The organism is Frigoribacterium sp. MCBA15_019 (genome assembly GCF_001864945.1).
Taxonomy (GTDB): Bacteria; Actinomycetota; Actinomycetes; order Actinomycetales; family Microbacteriaceae; genus Frigoribacterium.
Genome location: NZ_MJGS01000018.1, coordinates 12,347 through 34,548 on the forward strand (window position 1 = coordinate 12,347; position 22,202 = coordinate 34,548).

Here is a 22,202-nt window from a genome sequence, read left to right on the forward strand (position 1 = left end):
GCACCGCCGCGCCGCAGCAGACCCTCCACCCCGCGCCGACTCGCCACTCCGCGCGCCGGCCCGCCACTCCGCCACGAAGTAGACAACCCGCCACGCAAACGTGTGGCGGGTTGTTCAGTTCGTGGCGGGGTGCGTCGGCAGCCGCTCGTACGTCGTGAGCGCGTCGTACGACTTCGCCGGGCCGCGCACCGTCCACCGCTCCTTGAACGACACCGGCGAGAGCACCCGGGTCTCGACCAGGTAGCTGTCCGGTGCGCACGGGTGGTGCGCCTCCCAGGCCCCCGACCGCAGGTCGAGGTCGACGAAGTGCCGGCCGTCGGCGAACCGCACGTCGAGCGAGCCGTCACCCCGGGCCGCGTAGCCGAGCCGCCGGGTGGCGGGCGTCCGCCGGTCGGCCACGACGAGCTCGCCGGCCTCGTCGTAGGTCGCCACGAGGTCGGAACCCGCCCGCGCCTCCTCGATCGTCGCCGTCCCGTCGAAGCGGGCGCGCTCGCCGGTGCGGTGGTCGTCGATCTCGCGCGTGACGGCCCACCGGCCGAGCAGCAGCGCGAGCGTCTCAGCCGGCATGCCGGTCGAGGAACTCGTAGACCTCGGTGTCCTCGACGCCGGGGAAGGTGCCGGACGGCAACGGTGCCAGCACGTGCGCGTGCAGGCGGGCGCTCGGCCAGGCCGCGTCGCGCCACCTCGCCGTGAGTCCGGCCGGAGGACGACGGCAGCACGACTCGTCGGGGCAGGTCGAGGTCTCGCGACGCTCGGTGTCGCGTCCGCGGAACCACTTCGCGTCGGCGAACGGCACGCCCACCGTGATCGAGAACTCGTCGTGCTCGGTCGTGCCGGTCTGCGACGCCGACCAGAAGGTGCCGGCCGGGGTGTCGTCGTACTGGTAGTGCTCGGTGGTGCGGTTCGTCCGGGCGAAGGCCGTGCGCGCGGCCCAGTGGCGGCAGACCAGCTGCCCCTCGACGGCCCCGGTGACGTCGGTCGGCAGGGGCAGCCCGTCGTTCTCAGCCGCCTTGGCGATCGCGCCGTCGCCCGTCACCCGCAGGAAGTGCATGCGGATGCCGAGGTGCGACGTCAGCAGGTTGCTCATTCGCATCGCGGCCGCCTCGTGGGTGACGCCGAAGCCGTCGCGGAAGTCCTCGACCGACAGGTCGCGCTGTGCCTTGGCCTTCTGCAGCGACTCGACCGCCGCACCGAGCGGCATGAGGCAGGCCGACGAGAAGTAGTTGATCTCGAGCCGTTGCTTGAGGAACTCGGCGTAGGTCGAGGGCCGTTCGTGGCCGAGCAGACGGTGCGCCATCGCCTGCAGGGCCAGCGCCCGCAGACCGTGACCGCCCGGGATCGAGGCGGGTGGCAGGTAGATGCGCCCGTTGGCCAGGTCGATCACCGAGCGGGCCGAGTGCGGCAAGTCGGAGACGTGCATGATCTCGAGCCCCAGGCTGCGGGCCATGCGGCTCACGCTGCTGTGCGACAGGGCGCCCGAGGTGTGGCCCACGGTGCGGAGCAGGTCGGCCGCCGCCTCCTCGACGTAGGGCAGGTGGGAGTCGCGCCCGCGCATCCAGAGCCGCAGCTCGGTGTTCGCCCGCCGCGCCTCCTCGGGGGTGGCGCTGGCCTCGCTGTGCCGGCGGGCGAGCTCGCGGTGCAGCCCGAGGATCGTCTGCAGCACCGGCGTGCTCATGCCCTTGTTCGCCTTCACGTCGGGCAGGCCGAGCGACCGGTACAGCGTCCCGCGCTGCGCCTGAGCCAGCTCGATCTCGAGGGCCGCCCGCTCGCTCGGCGGCTCGGCGGCCAGCAGCGTCGCGAGGGGCACGTCGAGGGCCGTCGCCAGCGCTCGGACCAGCCCGATCTTGGGCTCGCGACGACCTGTCTCGATCAGCGACAGCTGGCTGGCACTGACCTCGACCCGCGCCGCGAGCTGGTCAAGGGTCAGGCCACGGGCCGTGCGGGCGTGCCGCACCGCCTGGCCGAGCAGCAGGGGGTCGGCATCGACCACGGGGCACCCCTCTCGGGCGGTCTTCTTTGACGATCGCGAAAGAACACCTGATCTTTACGCACCGGGCATCTGCAGATCAAGAGAGCGGGCCTCCATCGTGGAGAAGCACCCCTTTCGACGACGAGAGAAGAGATGATGGCACCGACCCCCACCGCCGACCCGGAGCCGCTCGGCGACACCACCGCCCGGTACGACGACCGCCAGGCCGAGTGGGCCGGGCGCATGGCGCTCGCCGAGGCGATGATCCCGGTGATCGGTCGGCTGTGGCGCCGCGACGGCGTGGTCGTGTCGATCCACGGACGCAGCCTGCTCGACCGGTCGCCGGTCGGCGTGCTCAAGCTGCACCGCTTCGCCCGCCAGCTCGACGACCACGTGCTCGATCCCGCCGAGACCCTGGCGGTGCTGCAACTGCTCGACGGCCTCGAGCTCGGCCCGGCGTCGATCGACCTCGCCCGGCTGAGCGCTCGGCACCGGGCCGCCCGCGACGAGCAGCCAGTCCGGTCGTTCGTCGACGTCGTGCACGCCGAACTCGCCGACGTGGTCGGACGCCGGGGCGACGGCGGGCCCCCGCCCCGCGACGTCGTGCTCTACGGCTTCGGCCGCATCGGTCGGCTCGTCGCACGGCTGCTGATCGAGCACGCCGGCGACCGCGGCGGTGCGCGGCTCCGGGCGGTCGTCGTGCGTCGGGGCTCGGCCGACGACCTCGTCAAACGGGCCAGCCTGCTGCGCCGCGATTCGATCCACGGCCCGTTCGCGGGCACCATCGTCGTCGACGAGGCGGCCGACACGATCGTGGCGAACGGCACGACGATCCAGGTGATCTACTCGGACGACCCCGCGACGGTCGACTACGAGCGGTACGGCATCCGCGACGCGATCGTCGTCGACAACACGGGTCGGTGGCGCGACGAGCCGTCGCTGCGACGACACCTGGAGGCGCGGGGCACGTCGCGCGTGCTGCTCACGGCCCCCGGGAAGGGCGCGATCCCGAACGTCGTGTTCGGCGTGAACCACGAGACGGCAGGTGACGACGTCGTGGTCGCCGCGGCGTCCTGCACGACGAACGCGATCACGCCGGTGCTGGCCGTGCTGGACGACCGCTGGGGCGTCGAGTCGGGACACGTCGAGACCGTGCACGCGGTGACGAACGACCAGAACCTGACGGACAACTTCCACCCCGGTGACCGGCGGGGGCGGTCGGCTTCGCTCAACATGGTGCTCACCGAGACGGGGGCGGCGAAGGCCGTGGCCGAGGTGTTGCCGCAGCTCGCCGGGCGCCTGACCGGCAGTGCGATCCGCGTGCCCACGGCGGACGTCTCGGTCGCGGTGCTGAACCTGCGGCTGAGGACGCCCGTCGACCGTGACGAGCTCAACGCACACCTGCGTCGGGCCTCTCTCGACTCGCCCCTGCGCCGCCAGATCGACTACGTCGAGTCGCCCGAGGTCGCGTCGACGGACTTCGTCGGCTCGCGCCACGCGGGCGTCGTGGACGGGCTGGCGACGGTGGTGTCCGGGGACGGCGACGGCGACGAGGACGGGGGCGGCGACGGGGCGGGCGGCCACGGCTCGGGCCGCCGCGTCGTGCTCTACGTCTGGTACGACAACGAGTTCGGCTACAGCTGCCAGGTCGTCCGCCTGCTCGAGCACCTCGCCGGAGGAACGCCCCCGTCCCTGCCCCGTCCGGCCCGAGCCGCCTCCGGCTCGGCCGACGAGGCCGCACCCGCGACGCTCGACGTGTCCCGGACTACATCCCCCTCCCGGGCTGATCCGGTACGTACCGGATCAGGTGAAGAGGGAAGTACATCCCGGTCGGCGGCGGCGCCGCTGACCGAACCGACCGACGACCTGCTCGACCTGACCCTGGAGGCCACGCGATGATCACCACCCGACCCCTCGACCCCGGCGTCCTCGGCGACGCGACCCGCGCCTCCTCGGGCGACGCGACCCGCGCCTCCGGCAGCGACGCGACTCGCGCCTCCTCGACCCCGCCGTCGGCAGCGCCGACCGACTGGGCACGGACCGCGCGCCGTCGCCACGTGCCCGCCCCGTCGTGGGCTCCCCGCGCCCTGGTCGCGTGGGTCGCCGAGCAGGTCGACCTGCTCGAACCCGACGGCGTGCAGTGGATCGACGGCTCGGACGCCGAGGCCGAGCGACTGACGGCCGACCTCGTCGCGAGCGGGGCGTTGATCCCGCTGAACTCCGACCTGCGTCCCGGCAGCTACCTCGCCCGGACCGACCCCGGCGACGTCGCCCGCGTCGAGGACCGCACCTTCATCTGCACGACCGATCCCGCGGGTGCCGGCCCGACCAACAACTGGCGCGAGGCCGGTGCCATGACGCGCGAACTCCGGCCGTTCTTCGCCGGTTCGATGCGCGGGCGCACGATGTTCGTCGTGCCGTTCAGCATGGGCCCGGTCGGCGGCCCGCTCTCGCAACTCGGCGTGCAGCTGACCGACTCGGCCTACGCCGTGCTCAACCTGCGCATCATGGCGCGCGTCGGCTCCGAGCCGCTGGCCGCGTTCGGCGGCGCCGACGGAGACGTGCCGTTCGTGCGCGGCGTGCACAGTGTCGGCTACCCCCTGCGCGACGTCGTCGGCACCGCCCGCGACGACGTGGCCTGGCCGTGCAACGAGACGAAGTACATCACCCAGTTCCCCGAGACGCGCGAGATCTGGTCGTTCGGCTCGGGCTACGGCGGCAACGCGCTGCTGGCCAAGAAGTGCTTCGCGCTGCGCATCGCGTCGACGATGGGGCGCGACGACGGCTGGCTCGCCGAGCACATGCTGCTGATCAAGGTCACCAGCCCCGAGGGGCGAGCCTTCCACGTCGCCGCGGCGTTCCCGTCGGCCTGCGGCAAGACCAACCTCGCGATGATGCAGCCCACCCTGCCCGGCTGGCGGGTCGAGACCCTCGGCGACGACATCACCTGGATGAAGCCCGGCGCCGACGGTCGTCTGTGGGCGATGAACCCCGAGACCGGGTTCTTCGGGGTCGCCCCCGGCACGGGCGAGGCGTCGAACCCGATCGCCGTCCGCACCCTGCACGCGAACACGATCTTCACGAACGTGGCGCTGACCGACGACGGCGACGTCTGGTGGGAGGGGCTGACCGACGAGGCGCCCGAGCACCTGACCGACTGGCAGGGGAACGACTGGACCCGCGCCTCCTCGTCTCCGGCCGCCCACCCGAACTCGCGCTTCACCGCGCCGGCCGAGCAGTGCCCGTCGCTCAGTCCCGACTGGGACGCGTTCGACGGCGTGCCGCTCGACGCGATCGTCTTCGGCGGGCGACGGGCGACGAACGTGCCGCTGGTGACCGAGGCGCGGTCGTGGCAGCACGGCGTGTTCGTGGGCGCGACGGTGGCGTCCGAGCAGACCGCGGCGGCCGAGGGCGTCGTCGGCGAGCTGCGGCGCGACCCGTTCGCCATGCTGCCGTTCTGCGGCTACGACATGGGCGACTACTTCGCGCACTGGCTGCGGCTCGGGGCGGAGCTCGGCGACCGGGCGCCGCGGGTGTTCCAGGTCAACTGGTTCCGCAAGGGTGCCGACGGCTCGTTCCTCTGGCCAGGCTTCGGCGAGAACTCGCGGGTGATCGCCTGGATCGCGGGTCGCCTGGCGGGCAGCGCCGACGCCGTCGAGACGCCGCTCGGCCTCGCCCCCGCGCCGGGAGCCCTCGACCTGACCGGTCTCGACCTCACCGAGGAGGCGCTGGCCGAGTCGTTCGCGGTCCCCCCGGACGCCTGGCTCACCGAGTGCGACCTCACCGCCGAGTTCTTCGGCCGCTTCGGGTCGACCCTGCCGGACGCGCTGTGCGACGAGCTGGCCGCCCTGCGCGCCCGACTCGAGGCCGCCGCTGCCGCTGTCGTGCCGACCGCACCTGCGGCCGGGCCGACCGCCGGTGCTGCCGCGCCGGCCGCGGGCGCGGCCGCGCCGGCCGTGGGCGCGGCCGTGCCGACCGCGGGCGCAGCAGGCACGCCGGCTGGCTGACGGGGCCGACGACTCCCGCCGCCCGTGATCAGCGGGTGACGGGCCCCGGGGGCTCCGCGTCGTGGGGACACGGAGCCCTCAACACGACACCGCACCGCGTTTCGTGCACCGCACCCGGACTAGTCGGGGTGCCGTGCACGAAACGCGGTGCGGTGCGGTGCGTCGTCGGGCCGGCCCGACGCCGAGACCTAGTGGCGCGTCGGGTCGTCCGAGTCCTTGGCGACCGTGACCTTCTCGCCGTCGATCTCGTCGCGTTTGGCCTTCTCGGCGTCGCCGCGGGTCTTGGCGAGGCTGGCGACCGTGGCGACCGTGATGGTGGCGCCGATGAAGAGCAGCGAGAACCAGATCGGGATCTCGGGCACCCAGAGCAGCGGCTCGCCGCCGTTGATGAACGGCACCTCGTTGACGTGCAGGGCGTGGAAGACGAGCTTCACGCCGATGAACGCGAGGATGATCGCGAGACCCTGCGACAGGTAGACGAGACGCTCGAGCAGTCCACCGATCAGGAAGTACAGCTGACGCAGACCCATCAGGGCGAAGGCGTTGGCGGTGAAGACGATGTACGCCTCGTTGGTGAGCCCGTAGATCGCGGGGATCGAGTCGAGGGCGAACACTAGGTCGACGAAGCCGATCGCGATGACACAGAGCAGCAGCGGCGTGACGAAGCGCTTGCCGCCCTTCTTGACCGTGAACTTGTCCTCGTGGAACTCGTCGTCGACGGGCAGCACGCGGCGGGCGATCTTGACGAACGCGTTGTCGGCCGCGTTGCCGCCGTGGTCGCCCTTGATCTGCTGGTAGGCCAGCACGAAGAGCAGGGCACCGAAGAGGTAGAAGACCCACGAGAAGTTCTCGATCAGGGCGGCGCCGGCGGCGATGAAGCCCGCGCGCATGATCAGCGCGATGACGATGCCGATCATCAGCACCTTCTGCTGGTACATGCGCGGCACGGCGAACCCGGTCATGATCAGCAGGAAGACGAACAGGTTGTCGATCGAGAGCGCCTTCTCGGTGAGGTAGCCGGCGAAGTACTCGCCACCGAAGCCCCAGCCGCTGACGAATCCGATGCCGACGCCGAAGAGCAGCGCGAGACCGATGTAGAACGCCGACCAGCGGGCGGACTCGCCGATCGTCGGCTCGTGCGGCTTGCGCACGTGGGTGAAGAACTCGAACACGAAGAACGCGATGGTGACGGCGATCGTGATGAGCCAGGTGGTCAGTGAGACGTCCACGGGGATGCTCCGGGTGGGTCGGGCTGATGAGGCGGGTCGGGCTGCGCGGCGCGATCGGTCGAACAGCGGAGAAGGCTCCTGAGAAGACGGTACGTGGGGGTCCGCTGGGGGCGTGCCCTCAAGCGACCGTGACAGTGCTGAGAAGCTGCAGTGCGTGCAAGGCTCTCACCCCGTCAGCAAGGCGTCATCAAGGCGTTATCCAGGCGGCAACGGCGCCAGAGGCGGCGGCCGCCGCGGCAGGTGCACCCCGGCCAGCATGCAGCGCACCGACCCGCCGGCCAGCTCGATCGTGGGCACCTCCAGCGGCAAGGGTCGGGCGTGCCGCGAGACCGTCCGGCGCTGCGTCGGCGTCAGGGACGCCCAGCCGCGTGCCGAGATCGCCAGCAGGGGCCCGTCGGCCCCCTGCAGTTCGAGCGCGTTGCCGGCGAACTCGCCGAGCTGGGCGCGGGTCAGGGCGACCACCTCGCGTCCGGAGGCCGACAGGCGCTCGGCCACGCGCCTCCGTTCGCTCGTCGACTCGATCGACTCGAGGCCGACCAGGGCGAAGCGCGACGCCACGCTCATCATGACGTTCGTGTGGTAGATCGGCACGCCCGTCGCGTCGGTCGCGGTGAAGGTCAGGGGCTCGTGGCCGAGGTCGGAGCAGACCAGGGCGACGGCCGCCCGGTCGGCGCGGTGCGAGAGCGCGACGTAGGCGACGCGCTCGACGTGGTCGAGGACGAGCGCGCCGGTGCCCTCGACGACGATCCCGCGCCGTTCGAGCGGCGAGTGGTCGAGCACCTCGGTCACGAGGTACCGCTCGCGCAGCAGGCCGACGACGTCCGTGCGTCGCTCGCTGCGGCGGTTCGGCGAGTGCATCGGGTACAGCACCAAGCGGCCGTCGGCGTGCGTCGAGAACCAGTTGTTCGGGAACACCCCGTCGGGCCGGTCGGTCCGCTCGTCGTCGACGAGGTGCACCGTGACGCCCGCCGCGCGCAGTGCCTCGGCCGCCCGGGTCACCTCGTCGAACGCGCGCGCCGCGAGCTCGACCCGGGTCGCGTCGACGTCGGCCGGGTCGGTCTGGAACGCGTTGTCGGCGGCGGTCTGCGGGTTCGGCGTGAAGTGGTGCGGCCGCACCATGACGACCGCGGCGGGGGACTGGACGGTCGTCCGCGCCTCCTCGTGAGCGCTTCGGGTGCGCGAGGAGGCGCGGAGTGCGGGGGGCGCCGTCGTCGCCACGACGGTCGAGGGGGACGAGGAGGCGCGGGGCGGGGGAGCGAGGGTCGTCACGACGGTCTCGGCGCGGTTCGTGCGGCGGGTGCCGGTCCGGGTCGGCCGACGACTCAGACGCCGACGGGCCGACGGGCGGCGACGAGGCCGAAGAGGTCCTTCGGGTCGTCGGGATCGGCGACGAGGTCGATCTCGACGGCGTAGTCGGTGCCCACGACGTCCTCGCGCAGGTACTTCAGGGCGCAGACGTCCTCGATGGCGAAGCCGACCGAGTCGAAGATCGTGATCTGCTCGTCGCTCGTGCGCCCGGGGCGCTGCCCGGCGACGACCTGCCACAGCTCGGTCACGGCGAAGTCGGCGGGCTGGTGCTGGATCTCGCCCTCGACGCGCGTCTGCTCGGGGTACTCGACGAAGACGTCGGCCCGGCGGAGCGTCGCGGGGTCGAGCTCGGTCTTGCCCGGGCAGTCGCCGCCGATCGCGTTGACGTGCACGCCGGGGCGGACGGCCTCGTCGGGCAGCACGACCGCGTTCTGCTTGTCGGCCGTGCAGGTCGTGATCACGTCGGCGCCGTCGGCCGCCTCGCCGGGGCTCGCGCACACCGTGATGTCGAACCCGAGCGGCTCGAGGTTGCGGACGAACTTCGCGGTGGCGCGGGGGTCGACGTCGAACACGCGGACCGTCTCGAGTCCGAGGGAGGCGCGCATCGCCAGGGCCTGGAACTCGGCCTGCGAGCCGGCACCGATCAGGGCGAGCACGCGCGAGTCGGCCCGGGCGAGGCGCTTGGCGGCCATGGCGCTCGTGGCGGCGGTGCGGAGCGCCGTGAGGATCGTCATCTCGGCGAGGAAGGTCGGGTAGCCCGTGTCGACGTCGGCGAGCACGCCGAACGCGGTGACGGTCTGGTAACCGCGGCCGGGGTTCGACGGGTGGCCGTTCACGTACTTGAAGCCGTAGGTCTCGCTGTCGCTGGCGGGCATCAGCTCGATGACGCCGATGGGGCTGTGCGAGGCGACGCGGGGCGACTTGTCGAAGGCGGGCCACCGGGCGAAGTCGCGCTCGAGGGCGGTCACCATGCCGCTGGTGATCGGGCCGACGCCACGGTCGGTGACCCATCGGATCATGTTCTGCACGTCCACGAAGCGCACCACGGCGACCTCCTCCTGCTCGGCCCGGCTCGGTCGTCGCGTCCGGGTGGCACCACGCTAGGACTGGGCGATGTGCAGCCACAATCACCATCGAGCGCCATTTCGCACGTTCGATCACCCGGTCTGCCTACTCGTGCTGTACGTTTCGGGTCATGGCGGATCTCGACGAACTGGACCGGCGCCTCCTGGCCGCCTTGCGCGTCGACGCACGCGAGTCGGCGGCGAGCCTCGCGCGACGGTTGGGCGTGACGCGGGCGACGATCACCTCGCGGCTCGACCGGCTCGAGGCGACGGGCACGGTGCTCGGCTACACCGTGCGGGTGCGTGAGGCCGACGACCCCGACCTGATCCGCGCCATCGGCTTCATCGAGATCGAGGGCCGGTCGACCGACCACGTCATCCGGCAGCTGCGGGGCTTCCCCGAGGTGGCGTCGCTCCACACCACGAACGGCGGCTGGGACCTCGTCGCCGAGCTGCGCACGTCGTCGCTCGGCGAGTTCGACCGGGTCCTCGCGCGCATCCGCAGCGTCGAGGGCGTCGTCAACAGCGAGACGAGCCTGCTGCTCAGCTCCGTCCTCCGCTGACCCGGTGCCCGCCCGGCGGCCGTCGCGTCCCCTGTCGAGGCTGCCCGGTCCACCGGGCGAAGGAGGCGCGGGCCGGCTTCCTCAGGCACCCTGGACAGGGTGAGCCCCGCGTCCGAACCCCCGCCGTCCCCCGCCCCGCCCGAGCTCCGCGTCGACCCGGCCCCTGTCGCGTACAGCGGCCCGACCCGCTCCGAGGAGCGCCTGCTCGCCCCCGACCTCGCCCGGGGTCTGGCCCTGCTCGGCATCGCCCTCGCGAACTGCGTGTACTACATCGGCGGCCGCGACCTGGGCCCGTTGGCCCGGCCGGTCGACGGCACCGCGGGGGATCGTGTCGTCGACGTGCTCGTCGGCCTCCTCGTGGACAACCGCGCCTTCCCGCTGTTCACGATCCTCTTCGCGTACGGCTTCACCGTGATGATCCGGCGCCAGGCGGCACGGGGTGTGCCGTACGGCAGGGCGCGATCCCTGTTGCTACGTCGCAGCCTCTGGTTGGCGGTCTTCGGCGCCGCCCACGTCGTCCTCCTGTTCGAGGGCGACATCCTGCTGAGCTACGGCTGCCTCGGCATCGTCCTCGCGCTGCTCTTCGCGGCCCGGGACACGACGTTGACGGTGCTGGGCTGGTCGCTCGCGGTCGTCTTCGTCGTCACGGCCGGCTTCGACGGGCTGCCGCAGGGGTCATTGGACGCCGGCCTGCCCGGCCTCGATCCGGGCACGTTCCTCGGTGCACTGCTCTGGCGCGTGGTGGCCCTGCTCGCGCTCGTGTTGGGTGCCCCGTTCGTGGCGGCGACCTTCGTGCCGCTCGCCGTCATCGGCACGCTGCTCGGCCGCCGTCAGGTGCTCGAGCGCCCCGTCGAGAACCTCGGCCTGTTCCGTCGTCTCACGCTCGTCGGCCTCCCGGCCGGCGTGCTCGGCGCGGTGCCCCTCGTGCTCGCCGCCGTCCAGGTCTGGCAGCCGCCGTGGTGGGCGCTCTACCTCCTCGGCATCCTGCACGGGGTCAGCGGCGTCGCGGGCGCCCTGGGCTTCTTCGGCGCGGTCGGTTGGTTCGTCGCGAACCGCACCCGCGCCTTCTCGGCCGCGACCGGCCCGGTCGTCACCGGCCCTGTCGTCAGCGGCCCGGTCGTGCGTGCCCTGGCGGCCGTGGGCCGGCGCTCGCTGACCTGCTACCTCCTGCAGTCGGTGCTGTTCGTCCCCCTGCTCGCTCCGTGGGCCCTCGGGCTCGGTGTCGGGGCGGGCACCCTCCGGGTCAGTCTGATCGCCGTCGGCGTCTGGCTCGTGACCGTCGTCGTGGCGGTCGCCCTCGAGCGAGCGGGGCGTGACGGCCCCGCCGAGTGGTTGCTCCGCCGGCTCAGCTACGGCCGCAGACCTGAGCCCCTGCCGGTCCGGCTCCCGGGCTGATCCGGTCCGTACCGGATCGACGACACCGCGACGCCCGCCGCCGGTGCGGTGCCGCGCGATCGAGGTCGGGCGAGCGGAGGAGGCGCGGGCCGGCTCCCCGAGGCGCCCGCGACCAGGCGCCCGAGACCAGGCGCCCGAGACCAGGCGCCCGAGACCAGGCGCCCGCGACCCGGCGCGCTCAGACCGCGCCGCGCCTCCCGGCGACGATGCTCTTCAGGGCCTCGTCGAGGTGCGGGTGGGTGAACTCGTACCCGCCGTCGATGAGGCGCTCGGGCAGCACCCACCGGCTCTTGAGCACGAGCTCGGTCTCGGTGCGCAGGACGGCCGTGCCGAGTTCGAGCATCCAGCGCCAGGCGGGCAGGCCGAACGGCACGCCGAGCACGCGGCGCAGGGTGCGCATCACGGTGCGGTTGTCGCTCGGGTTCGGCGACGACAGGTTGAGCACGCCGTCGACCGACTCGTCGCCGCGGGCGAACCGGATCGCCCCGAGCACGTCGTCGACGTGGATCCAGCTGAACTTCTGCCGCCCACCGCCACGACCCTCGTGGTGGTACGTGCCCGCTGCGAGTCGTGCCCGGGTGGCGGGCCAGGGGCCGTCGAGCTGCGGCCCGCCGAGACCCGCCCGCACGAGGTTCATCAGCGGGACGAGCGCGCTGCCGTCGCCCAGCACGATGGCCATGCGCAGGGCGACGCGGCGGGTGGCGGGCAGCTCGCCCGAGAAGAACTCGGCCTCCCACGCCGTCGCGACGTCGACCGAGAACCCCGAGCCGATCTCGCCGCCCGACTCCGTCATCGGGCGGTCCTCGGCGTGCCGGTAGATGGTCGCCGTCGACGAGTTCATCCAGACCCGGGGAGGCGCGGTGCACGCGAGCACCGCCTCCTTCAGTTCGCGCGTGGTCTCGACGCGTGAGCGCACGATCTCGTCGCGGTTCTCGGGGCCGTAGCGGCAGTTCACGCTCTTGCCGGCGAGGTTGACGAGCAGGTCGGCCCCGTCGAGCAGCGCGGTGATGCCGGCGGTGTCGCCCCACGAGGCGTCGGGTCCGTGGCGGCCGATCAGGCTGACGCGCGCGCCCTCCGCGCGGAACGCGGCAGCGAGGTGCTGCCCGATGAAGCCGCTGGCTCCGGCGAGGACGATGTGGTCAGTCATGGGGCTCACGCTAGGGGACCGACCGGTCTCCGGCCGCCCGATCCTTCGACGTCGAGAAGTCCTCACCTGTGGGGTGCCCGTTAGCCTCGTCGGCATGAACCATCCCCTGGTGACCGCCGCCGAGCTCGATGCGACCCTGACGGGCGGGGGAGCAGTGCGCCTGCTCGACGTCCGGTGGCGGCTCGACCGGCCGGACGGCCGTCCCGCCCACCGCGAGGGGCACCTGCCCGGCGCGGTCTACGTCGACCTCGACTCCGAGCTCGCCCGGCACGGCGAACCCGTCGAGGGGCGGCATCCGCTGCCCGACCGGGCCGACCTGCAGGCCGCCGCCCGGCGGTGGGGGCTCCGCGACGGCGACGCCGTCGTCGTCTACGACGACCTCGGCGGACAGTCGGCGGCTCGCGCGTGGTGGCTGCTGCGGGCCTCGGGCATCGCCGACGTGCGTCTGCTCGACGGGGGACTCGCGGCCTGGACGGACGCGGGCCTGCCCCTCGAGCAGGGCGACGCGGAGGTCGTGCCCGGCGACGTCACCCTCGGCGACGACCCGTGGCCCGTGATCGACGCCGACGCGGCAGCCGCCTGGCCGGGCACCGGCGTGCTGGTCGACAGTCGGGCCGCCGAGCGCTATCGCGGCGACGTCGAGCCGGTCGACCCGCGGGCCGGTCACGTCCCGGGTGCCGTCAACCTGCCCACGGCGGGCAACCTCGACTCCACGGGTCGGTTCGTCGACGCCACCGCGCTGCGCGCCCGGTTCGAGGAGGCGGGGGTCACCCCGGCAACGCCCCTGGCCGTCTACTGCGGGTCGGGGATCACCGCGGCCCACAACGCCCTGGCCGCGACGATCGCCGGATTCGACCCCGTGCTCTTCGCCGGTTCGTGGAGCGCCTGGTCGAACGACCCCACGCGCGCCGTCGCCACCGGCGGCCGCCCCGGGTGACCGAGGGGTGGGGCCGTGGTCAGTCGGCGTGGCCCGGGACGGGGACGTCCGTCCGGTCGTCGACCACGGCGTCGACGGCCGTCCGGCGCAGGGCGTCGATGCCGTTCATCGCCGAGCCCTTCTGCTTGTAGCCCCCGGACGAGGCGAGGACCTCGCCGTTGCCCGCCGTCAGGTCGAAGCGGTACTCGCCCGAGGCGTCCTGGGTGACGACGAAGGTGCCTGCCATGTGGGTCCCCTTGCACGAAGTGGTGCACGCGCTCTGCGTGGCGACAGCATAGGGCCGCACCCCGACCGAGGGGCGCCCTGCGTCGCCGAGCCGACCTGCGCCTCCCCGCCTTCGATCACGCCGACCGTTTGACATGTGAAATGCAACATGGCATGCTGGGCGAGTCGGTGCGGCCGCCCGCGAGTCTCGTTCCCCCCTCCGAGACCGGGCGGTCGCGCCGGTCCGTCTCGATCGTGCATCGAGCAGACGAGAGCGCCCGGCCCCGGATGGCAGTCGCGGGGTCGGGCGCTCTCGTCGTTCCGGGCGACGGCCCGGCACAAGTGCCGCGTCAGTCGGCCAGCAGGACCGCCATGGCGCTCTTCAGGGCCTCGCGGTCGCGACGCAGCTTGGCGACCTCGGCCTCGAGTTCGGCGACGCGCTCGGCGGTGGCGGCCGATCCCGAACCCGGGGGCCGACCCCGGCGCGGGGCTGCCGCGGTCGAGGGGGCGGCCTCGTCGTCGTCCGAGGTGACGTCGAGTTCTTTCTCGACCGCGTCGTTGGGTGCCGGCGTCGGGGCGATCGACCGCTCGTGGGCCCGGATCCACCCGCGCAGGGACTGCTCACCGACCTCGAACTCGGACGCCGTCTCGCGGATGATCGCCCGGTTGCCCGGCTCGGCCTCGCGACGTTCGAGCACCCGGGCGAGCGACTTCTCTCGCGTCTCGTCGCTGTACTTCTGTTCGAAAGGCATGTGCGCTCCTGATGTCGAGACACGGTGTCGTGTCGGCTCATTGAATAGCCCCCGTGATGACCGTACTGTACGTTGACGTGGTGGCGCACGGTTATGACGACAACTCACGTAACCGTTCGTGTCGCGCATCATGACGAATGCTGTAACACGACCACCGATCGGCATCGGGTGTCGCCGAGTGGCCCACCGACGTGTAGGCGGCCCACCGTGACGACTCGCGGCGGAACCGCCCGTCCTCCGGGTGTTGTCGGGGCGGACCGCTTAAGGTGTCAGGGTGTGGCGAGCCGACAGACAGCATGACAACGACGACGACGAGAACGACTCCGTCGCCGTCCCGACCGGCGCGCCCACGGGCGTGATCACACCCCATGCCGTCAGCCTCGGTCACCCGGGGCAGTCCCTGGGCAACGTGGCCGAGCCCGTCTGGAACACCTGGCGCGAGTCCCTGCGACGGGTCGGCGGCCCCTCCACGCTGCTGCACTTCGGTGACTCGCAGCGGTCCCGCATCGAGCTGAGCACGACCCATCCCGGTGGCCTCGCCCAGTTCATCACGGGCAAGACGACCCTGCTCTCCAGCCTGATCCGTGACGACCTCGCCCTGCGCACGGCCCGCGCCGCGGCCGGCGAGATCGCCGCGAAGGGGCTCGAGCTCAGCACGGTCCGCGGCATCGACGCCGTGCACCTGGCCATCGGCGTCGCCGCCTGGTCCTTCGCCGGAGAAGACTTCCGGGCCCCCGTGTTGCTGCGCCCGTTGGCGATCCGGCGCCACGGGCGTGACTTCGAGGTCAAGCTGCTCGGCGAGCCCTTCCTCAACCCGGCGCTGGTCGACGCCCTGCACGACCAGTTCGGCATCACGCTCGACGCCGAGTCCTTCGTCTCCCTCGCCAGTCGAGAGGGGTCGTTCACGCCGAACCCGGTCATCGACCGCCTCCGCGGGCTGACCGCCCACCTCGAGTGGTTCACGGTCCAGCCGCGGCTCGTGGTCTCGACCTTCGCCGAGGTCTCGACCGAGATGGCCCTCGACGCCCGCGAGCTGGGGCACCCCGTGCTCGACGCGCTCGCCGGCAACCCGATGGCCATCCGCCAGGTCGAAGAGGCCTATCGTCCGACCACGGCGACGCCGCAGGACGAGCGCAGCCCCGAGACCGACACCTTGTTGCTCGACGCCGACCCCGAACAAGAGAACGTCGTGGCGCAGATCGCCGCCGGCAACTCGGTCGTCGTCAAGACCCTGCCGGGCACCGGTGGCACCCAGACCATCGTCAACGCGGTCGGCCGTCTCGTGTCGCAGAACAAGCGCGTCCTGGTGGTGAGCGCCCGCCGGGCGACGCTGCGGGGCATCACGAGCCGTCTCGCCGACGTCGGCCTGCCGGGCGTCGCCGTCAGCCCGACCACGCTGCGCCGCGACGTGATCCGGTCGATCTCCCGCAACGAGAAGGCCACCCACCCTCAGATGGGAGAAGTCGACGACGCCCTCGTGCGCCTCCGGAAGGTGCTCGTCGACTACCGTGGCGCACTTAGCCGTCGGGACCCCGAGCTCGGCGTCTCGGTGCTCGACTGCCTCACCGAGCTCTCGCGGCTGGCCCTGCTGCCCGCCGCCCCGGCGACCACGGCCCGCCTCAGCCGCCGCAGCATCGCCGCCATGGTCGACGGCCGTGGGCGGGTGGCCGAGACGATGGTCGGTGCCGCCAACCTGGGCGAGTTCAAGTACGGCCCGGGCGACTCGCCCTGGTACGGCGCCCGCTTCACCGAGAGCGTCGGAGCCGGTGACGCGCACCAGCTCGCCAAGAACCTGCACCACCGCGACCTGCCCCGCCTCCTCGAGCGCGCGGAAGAGGTCATCGGCAGCACCCGCATGCGCCCGTTCGAGAGCGTCTCCGAGCTCGGCGTCTACCTGCGCCTGCTCACCGAGATCCGCGACACCCTCGACAAGTTCATGCCCGTGGTGTTCGACCGTTCGGTCGCCGAACTCGTCGCCGCGACGGCGCCCAAGCGCGAGGCGCCCGACATGTCGAGCGCCAACCGTCGTCGGCTCAAGAAGCTCGCCCGCGAGTACGTGCGACCCGGCGTCCACATCGCCGACCTGCACGGCGCCCTCCAGCGCATCCAGCAGCAACGCGTCGTGTGGCAGCGCTACGTGTCGGCCGGCACCCCGCCCGAGGTCCCCACGGGCATCGCCGACACGCACGTGCTGCACCAGCAGGTGTCGCAAGACCTCGAACGACTCGACGGCCCCCTGGGCCTGACGGGCGACGACGGGCTGACCGAGATCGGCATCGTCGAGCTGCAGCAGCGGCTCGAGGCCCTCGCCGCCGAGAGCGACGTCCTGCAGAACCTGCAGGAGCGCACCGAGCTCATGACGACCCTGCGCGATCTCGAACTGACCCCGCTCATCACCGACCTGGCCAACCGCCACGTGCCGGAGCACCAGGTCGCCGCCGAGCTCGAGCTCGCCTGGTGGCGCTCGGCACTCGAGTCGTTGCTCGAGGCCGACCGTGCCCTGCTCGGCGCCAACACCGCGATGCTCGACCGGCTCGAGGCCGACTTCCGCCTCGTCGACGAGGCCCACGCCGCGGGCAGCGCCCAGCTGCTCGCGTGGCTGCTGGCCGAGAACTGGAAGATCGGGTTGGTCGACTGGCCCGAAGAGGCCTCGGCCCTCAAGGGGCTGTTGCGTCAGGGCCACCTGACCGCCCGTCTGCTGCACGACGCGGCCCCGCACCTGTCCCGGGCCATCGCACCCGTCTGGGTCGCGTCACCGTACGAGGTCCACACCATCGCCGACACGGTGCCGTTCGACACGGTCGTGCTCGTCGACGCCGGCGCCACGACCCTGGCCGAGAACGTCGGGGCGATCCGTCGCGGCAAACAGACCGTGGCCTTCGGCGACCCCGTGACCCAGACGCCGTCGGAGTTCGACATCGGCGTCGTGCCGGGCAAACCGCCCGTCGACGCCGACGAAGAGGCCCTGGCCGCGTCCCATTCCGAAAGTGCCCTCGCGCGCCTCGCGACCCTGCTCCCCACGCTCTCCCTCACGCGCAGCTACCGTGCCGGCGGAGAGGACCTCGCCGAGCTCGTCAACCGTCGTTTCTACGGCGGGCGCATCGAGTCCCTGCCCTGGGCGGGCAGCTTCCTCGGCCACGGCTGCATCGCGCTCGACTACGTCTCGGGCGGCACCGCCGTCCCCGACCCCGAGTCCGGCGCCGTCGAGAGCGTCGACGCCGAGGTCGATCGCGTCGTGTCCCTCGTCCTCGAGCACGCCCGCACGCGTCCGAGCGAGTCGCTCATGGTGCTGACGGCGTCGGCCAAGCACGCCATCCGCGTGCAGCAGGCCGTCCTCACCGCGGTCTCGGGCCACAAAGACCTGACCGAGTTCGTCGTGGGCGACCGCAGCGAACCGTTCATGATCGCCACCCTCGAGCAGAGCGTCGCGCAGAGCCGTGACCACGTCGTGTTCTCGATCGGCTACGGCCGCACCCCGCACGGCCGCGTGCTGAGCGACTTCGGTCCGCTCGGCCAGCCGGGTGGCGAGCGACTGCTGGCCGTCGCCATGACGCGTGCGCGTCGCTCGATGGTCATCGTCACCTGCTTCCAACCGGGCGACATCGACTCGAGTCGCATGGGTCACGGGACGGTCGCGCTCAGCGAGATCCTCACCGAGGTGCAGGCCCGGACGTCGGCCGAGCACGTCCCCGACGACAGCGAGCCCATGCTCGTCGACCTGGCCCGCCGGCTCGAGGTCAAGGGCATCCCCGTCGCGCTCGGCCACCGGGGCAAGCTCGGACTCGTGGCCGCCCACGACGGCGTCTGCGTCACGATCGAGACCGACACGACGCTCTCGCGCACCAGCCTGCGCGAGTCGCTGCGTTCACGTCCCGAGGTGCTGCGGCGGCTCGGCTGGCACTACATCCGCGTGCACGCGTTCCAGCTCTTCACCGATCCCGACGCCGTCGCCGAGCGCGTCGCCGAGGTGCTCGGCATCGGTGACTCGCACACGCACGAGGTGCCGGCCCTGTCGGCCAGCCAGCACGTCAACCGTCGATGACCGCAGGAGGCGCGGCGTCCGACGGCGACGCCCCTCACGAGCTCGAGTCGGTCGAGCAGCGCCCCCTGGTGGTGCGTCGACGGGCCGGGCGTCGTGTGACCACCGATCCGGTGCCGGGCAGCGATCCGACTCCCGCGCCCGAACCCGGTCGGCAGGGCTCGAGCGAGAACGACCAGCGACTGCGTGCCGACGTCCCGCCCCACTGGGGCTGAGTCGACGCCCTCCGGGACGCGAAGAACCCGCCACGAGATCTCTCGTGGCGGGTTCGTCGTGACGGGTTCGTCGCGGCGGTCTCAGCGGCTGCCGAGCGGGCCGTTCTCGCTGTGCGGGTCGCGCGACTCGAGCACGGGCGCGGCGTGCGAGCCGCTGCCGACGGCAGGTGCGGCCTGGGCACGAAGCAGGTCGCGGATCTCGCTGAGCAGTTCGACGTCGGTCGGCGGGACGTCGGCCGGGGTCTCTTCCGCCTTCTGCTTGGCGAAGGTGCGCTTCAGCAGGTTGTTCACCGGCAGCACGAGCACGAAGTAGACGACGGCCGCGATGATCAGGAACTGGATCGCGGACCCGATCACGGCGCCGAACTTCAGCTGGGCCTCGCCGCCGCTGAGGGTCGGGATCGTCACGATGAGCGCCTCGTCGAGCATGGTCGCGTTGAACGCGGCACCGATCAGCGGGTTGAACACGTTGGTCACGAGCGACGTCACGATGGCCGTGAAGGCCGCTCCGATGACGACAGCCACGGCGAGGTCGATGACGTTGCCGCGCAGGATGAACTCTTTGAAACCCTTCACGGGCGACTCCTTATGATCCGGCGAGAGGGGATTCTCGACGTCCAGCAAACCACGGAGGCGCGCTCGGGTGATCCCGTCGCTCGCCTCGGTCCGGTCAGGACGAACTCGAGGAACCGCCCGACGAGCTCGAGCCCGAAGAGCTCGAGCCGGACGAGCCGCTGCCGGACGAGCTCGAGCCGGAGCCCGACGAGCCGTTGCCGGACGACGACGAACCCGACCCGCTGCCCGAGGCACCCGACGTGGGCGAGCCGCTCGCGCCTCCGGAGCTCTTCTCGGACGAGCCGGACGACGACGCCTTGTCGCCCGATCCGGACGACCCCGAGCCCGACGTGCTCTTGGAGCGCGAGTCGGTGCGGTAGAAGCCCGACCCGTTGAAGGTCACGCCGACGGGGCTGAAGACCTTGCGCAGCTTGCCCTCGCAGACCGGGCAGACCGTAAGGGTGTCGTCGGTGAACGACTGCACGATGTCGAACGCGTTGTCGCACTCGGTGCAGCGGTACGAGTAGGTGGGCACGGAGGCGCTCCTGAGGGAAGGCGAGTCTAGAACTCGTGGATGCCGGAGGGGGTGACGACGCCGTCGACGGGCTGGTCGTGCCGCTCTCGGGGCACCGACTCGACGTACTCGGGGTCGAACACCACAGCATAGACGGGCGGGCGGCGCTCCATCGAGCCGAGGGTCTTGTCGAAGTAGCCCCGGCCCCAGCCCATGCGCATGCCGCCGTGGTCGATCGAGGCCGCGGGCACGACGATCAGGTCGACGTCGTTGACCGCCATCGGGCTGAGCACCTCGCCGACGGGCTCGGGCAGGTCGAAGAGGCCGCGGGTCTCGCTCTCGCCGTCGCCCACCGCCCAGTCGAGCAGGCCGTCGGCCCGGGTGATCGGGAACAGTACGCGGATGCCGTTCGCGAAGGCCCAGTTCAGGAACGGACGCGTGTTCGGCTCGACGTCGGTCGAGAGGTAGGCCGCGATCGAGCGCACCGACAGGCCCGTGGCGAGGTCGGTGAGGTGCCGGGTGATGCCCTCGGTGGTCTGTTCCCTCTCGTGCGCACCCAGGGTGCGACGCTTCTGGCGGATCTCGGCTCGCAGGGCGCGTTTGGCGTTGCCGACGTCGTCAGTCATGACGTCGAGCTTAACCGTCCGACTATTAACCTCCGCGAAACGTCGGGGATGGATACGCTGACCCGCATGGGCTTCACGATTTCTAAAGCAGTCATTCCCGCCGCGGGCCTGGGGACACGATTCCTGCCCGCCACGAAAGCAATGCCGAAGGAGATGCTGCCGGTCGTCGACAAGCCGGCGATCCAGTACGTCGTCGAAGAGGCCGTCAGCGCCGGCCTCACCGACGTGCTGATGATCACGGGGCGCAACAAGAACGCGCTCGAGAACCACTTCGACCACGTCAGCGAGCTCGAAGAGACGCTGAAGAAGAAGGGCGACCACGACAAGCTCGCCAAGGTCAACCAGTCGACCGACCTCGCCGACATGCACTACGTGCGTCAGGGTGACCCGCTCGGCCTCGGCCACGCGGTGCTCCGCGCCAAGATGCACGTCGGACGCGAGCCGTTCGCCGTCCTGCTCGGTGACGACATCATCGACGCCCGCGACCCGCTGCTGACGCGCATGGTCGAGGTGCAGGGGCAGAAGAACGCCACCGTCATCGCCCTGCTCGAGGTCGACCCGTCGCAGACCCACCTCTACGGCATCGCCACGGTCGAGAAGACCGACGAGGACGACGTCGTCAAGGTGACCGGCCTCGTCGAGAAGCCGGCACAGGGCGAGTCGCCCTCGAACCTGGCGATCATCGGCCGCTACGTCATCCGCCCCGAGGTCTTCGACGTCCTCGAGAAGCAGGAGCCGGGCAAGGGCGGCGAGATCCAGCTGACCGACGCGCTGATGAAGATGGCCGGCGCCGAAGAGTGGACCGGCGGCGTGTACGGCGTCGTGTTCCGTGGTCGTCGCTACGACACCGGTGACAAGCTCGACTACATCAAGGCCATCGTGCAGCTCGCCTCCGACCGGGACGACATCGGTGGCGAACTGCGCCCGTGGTTGCAAGAGTTCACCGCCGGGCTCGAGAAGTAAGCAGGCGACACGCTCCGTGACGAACATCCCCACGCTGACGGAGGGGGCGGTGACCATCCGCCCCCTCCGTCTTCGTGACACCCGCGACCTCGACCAGGCCCTGATGGAGAACAGGTCGTGGCTGCGGCAGTGGGAAGCCACCAACCCGAACGGCTTCACGAGCCACGACGTGCGTGGCAGCATCCGCTCATTGCAGACCAACGCCCGGGCCGGGCTCGGTCTGCCCTTCGCCATCGAGCTCGACGGCCGGTTCGTCGGCCAGCTCAACGTCTCGGGCATCGCCTACGGCTCGCTCGGCTCGGCCACCATCGGTTACTGGGTCACCCAGGCCGCGGCGGGCCACAACGCGACGCCGATCGCGGTGGCCCTCGCGACCGACCACTGCTTCCGGGCCCTGGGCCTGCACCGCATGGAGATCTGCATCCGGCCCGAGAACGCCCCCAGCCTGCGCGTCGTCGAGAAGCTGGGCTTCCGCTACGAGGGTCTGCGACGGCGGTACATCCACATCAACGGATCGTGGCGCGACCACTTCTGCTTCGCCCTGGTCGCCGAAGAGGTTCCCGAGGGGGTCCTGCGTCGCTGGACCACGGGCACCGTGCCGGTCGGGCAGGGCAGCGTGCCGGCCGACGCCCTGGCCGAAGCCGGGCGCACGCTGCCGCTGTAGCGACTCCGCCCGCTCGGGTCGTCCGTCGGGCCGTGAGGCGGATCCGTCCCG

General features: G+C 71.8%; 20 protein-coding genes. 9 read left to right on the forward strand and 11 right to left on the reverse strand.

The genetic code is table 11. The features are described from left to right. Positions 1-114: 114 nt before the first annotated feature. Positions 115-567 (reverse strand): DUF6314 family protein, encoded by a 453-nt coding sequence (locus BIV04_RS13655; protein WP_071256924.1) that lies wholly within the window; start codon positions 565-567, stop codon positions 115-117. After that, the gene (locus BIV04_RS13660) at positions 557-1,990 is read right to left on the reverse strand and encodes a helix-turn-helix domain-containing protein (RefSeq protein WP_071256925.1); all 1,434 of its coding nucleotides are present in this window, start codon (positions 1,988-1,990) and stop codon (positions 557-559) included. Before BIV04_RS13660 ends, BIV04_RS13655 begins: the two co-directional genes overlap by 11 nt. Before the next feature lie 132 nt (positions 1,991-2,122). Here BIV04_RS13660 and BIV04_RS13665 point away from each other — a divergent pair, with 132 nt between their 5' ends. Both BIV04_RS13665 and BIV04_RS13670 read left to right on the forward strand, forming a co-directional pair. Then, a complete protein-coding gene (locus tag BIV04_RS13665; protein WP_071256926.1) occupies positions 2,123-3,868 on the forward strand; it encodes a glyceraldehyde-3-phosphate dehydrogenase in 1,746 nt (581 codons plus the stop codon). Then, entirely contained in the window at positions 3,865-5,976 is a 2,112-nt protein-coding gene (locus tag BIV04_RS13670) for a phosphoenolpyruvate carboxykinase (GTP) (RefSeq protein ID WP_071256927.1), read from the forward strand. The genes BIV04_RS13665 and BIV04_RS13670 overlap by 4 nt, the downstream gene beginning before the upstream one ends. Before the next feature lie 188 nt (positions 5,977-6,164). Here BIV04_RS13670 and BIV04_RS13675 read toward each other — a convergent pair whose 3' ends face one another. The 3 genes from BIV04_RS13675 to BIV04_RS13685 all read right to left on the reverse strand — a co-directional run bounded on the left by BIV04_RS13675 (position 6,165) and on the right by BIV04_RS13685 (position 9,559). Then, the gene (locus BIV04_RS13675) at positions 6,165-7,205 is read right to left on the reverse strand and encodes a TerC family protein (protein ID WP_071256929.1); all 1,041 of its coding nucleotides are present in this window, start codon (positions 7,203-7,205) and stop codon (positions 6,165-6,167) included. A 195-nt stretch (positions 7,206-7,400) separates the two neighbouring features. Further along, positions 7,401-8,474 (reverse strand): citrulline utilization hydrolase CtlX, encoded by a 1,074-nt coding sequence (ctlX, locus tag BIV04_RS13680; protein WP_218141857.1) that lies wholly within the window; start codon positions 8,472-8,474, stop codon positions 7,401-7,403. A gap of 53 nt (positions 8,475-8,527) precedes the next feature. Beyond that, positions 8,528-9,559 carry an ornithine cyclodeaminase gene (locus BIV04_RS13685; protein WP_055974365.1) on the reverse strand — a complete coding sequence of 344 codons (1,032 nt, stop codon included), beginning with the start codon at positions 9,557-9,559 and terminating at the stop codon, positions 8,528-8,530. A 149-nt stretch (positions 9,560-9,708) separates the two neighbouring features. Here BIV04_RS13685 and BIV04_RS13690 point away from each other — a divergent pair, with 149 nt between their 5' ends. Together BIV04_RS13690 and BIV04_RS13695 are read left to right on the forward strand one after the other, a co-directional pair. After that, positions 9,709-10,140, forward strand: a complete 432-nt coding sequence (locus BIV04_RS13690; RefSeq protein ID WP_054146944.1) for an Lrp/AsnC family transcriptional regulator — start codon at positions 9,709-9,711, stop codon at positions 10,138-10,140. Positions 10,141-10,239: 99 nt separating this feature from the next. Further along, entirely contained in the window at positions 10,240-11,535 is a 1,296-nt protein-coding gene (locus tag BIV04_RS13695) for a DUF418 domain-containing protein (protein ID WP_071256931.1), read from the forward strand. 178 nt (positions 11,536-11,713) lie between these two features. Here the strand turns inward: BIV04_RS13695 and BIV04_RS13700 are convergent, their stop codons facing one another. Continuing rightward, positions 11,714-12,682: an epimerase gene (locus BIV04_RS13700; protein ID WP_071256932.1), complete on the reverse strand. Its 969-nt coding sequence runs from the start codon at positions 12,680-12,682 to the stop codon at positions 11,714-11,716. A gap of 94 nt (positions 12,683-12,776) precedes the next feature. Here BIV04_RS13700 and BIV04_RS13705 point away from each other — a divergent pair, with 94 nt between their 5' ends. Beyond that, entirely contained in the window at positions 12,777-13,619 is an 843-nt protein-coding gene (locus tag BIV04_RS13705; RefSeq protein WP_071256933.1) for a sulfurtransferase, read from the forward strand. 19 nt (positions 13,620-13,638) lie between these two features. Here the strand turns inward: BIV04_RS13705 and BIV04_RS13710 are convergent, their stop codons facing one another. Then, positions 13,639-13,845, reverse strand: coding sequence for a DUF1508 domain-containing protein (locus BIV04_RS13710; protein WP_055974355.1), 207 nt, complete (start codon positions 13,843-13,845; stop codon positions 13,639-13,641). A 328-nt stretch (positions 13,846-14,173) separates the two neighbouring features. Next, the gene (locus BIV04_RS16865; protein WP_071256934.1) at positions 14,174-14,575 is read right to left on the reverse strand and encodes a hypothetical protein; all 402 of its coding nucleotides are present in this window, start codon (positions 14,573-14,575) and stop codon (positions 14,174-14,176) included. Positions 14,576-14,849: 274 nt separating this feature from the next. Between BIV04_RS16865 and BIV04_RS13720 the strand changes: the two genes are divergently transcribed. Then, positions 14,850-18,617 carry an ATP-binding protein gene (locus BIV04_RS13720; protein ID WP_071256935.1) on the forward strand — a complete coding sequence of 1,256 codons (3,768 nt, stop codon included), beginning with the start codon at positions 14,850-14,852 and terminating at the stop codon, positions 18,615-18,617. After that, on the forward strand, positions 18,614-18,829 hold the full coding sequence (locus tag BIV04_RS13725; RefSeq protein ID WP_071256937.1) for a hypothetical protein: 216 nt from the start codon (positions 18,614-18,616) through the stop codon (positions 18,827-18,829). Before BIV04_RS13720 ends, BIV04_RS13725 begins: the two co-directional genes overlap by 4 nt. An 81-nt stretch (positions 18,830-18,910) precedes the next feature. Here BIV04_RS13725 and mscL read toward each other — a convergent pair whose 3' ends face one another. The 3 genes from mscL to BIV04_RS13740 form a co-directional block, all read right to left on the reverse strand. Beyond that, positions 18,911-19,405 (reverse strand): large conductance mechanosensitive channel protein MscL, encoded by a 495-nt coding sequence (mscL, locus tag BIV04_RS13730; protein WP_055977401.1) that lies wholly within the window; start codon positions 19,403-19,405, stop codon positions 18,911-18,913. Positions 19,406-19,499: 94 nt separating this feature from the next. Continuing rightward, positions 19,500-19,919, reverse strand: coding sequence for an FmdB family zinc ribbon protein (locus BIV04_RS13735; RefSeq protein ID WP_071256940.1), 420 nt, complete (start codon positions 19,917-19,919; stop codon positions 19,500-19,502). A gap of 26 nt (positions 19,920-19,945) precedes the next feature. Then, complete coding sequence (locus BIV04_RS13740) at positions 19,946-20,524, reverse strand: 5-formyltetrahydrofolate cyclo-ligase (protein WP_055974340.1); 579 nt, start codon at positions 20,522-20,524, stop codon at positions 19,946-19,948. A gap of 66 nt (positions 20,525-20,590) precedes the next feature. Here BIV04_RS13740 and galU point away from each other — a divergent pair, with 66 nt between their 5' ends. Next, positions 20,591-21,487 (forward strand): UTP--glucose-1-phosphate uridylyltransferase GalU, encoded by an 897-nt coding sequence (gene galU, locus BIV04_RS13745; protein WP_054146939.1) that lies wholly within the window; start codon positions 20,591-20,593, stop codon positions 21,485-21,487. 16 nt (positions 21,488-21,503) lie between these two features. After that, entirely contained in the window at positions 21,504-22,151 is a 648-nt protein-coding gene (locus BIV04_RS13750) for a GNAT family N-acetyltransferase (protein WP_056229038.1), read from the forward strand. Positions 22,152-22,202: the final 51 nt, after the last annotated feature.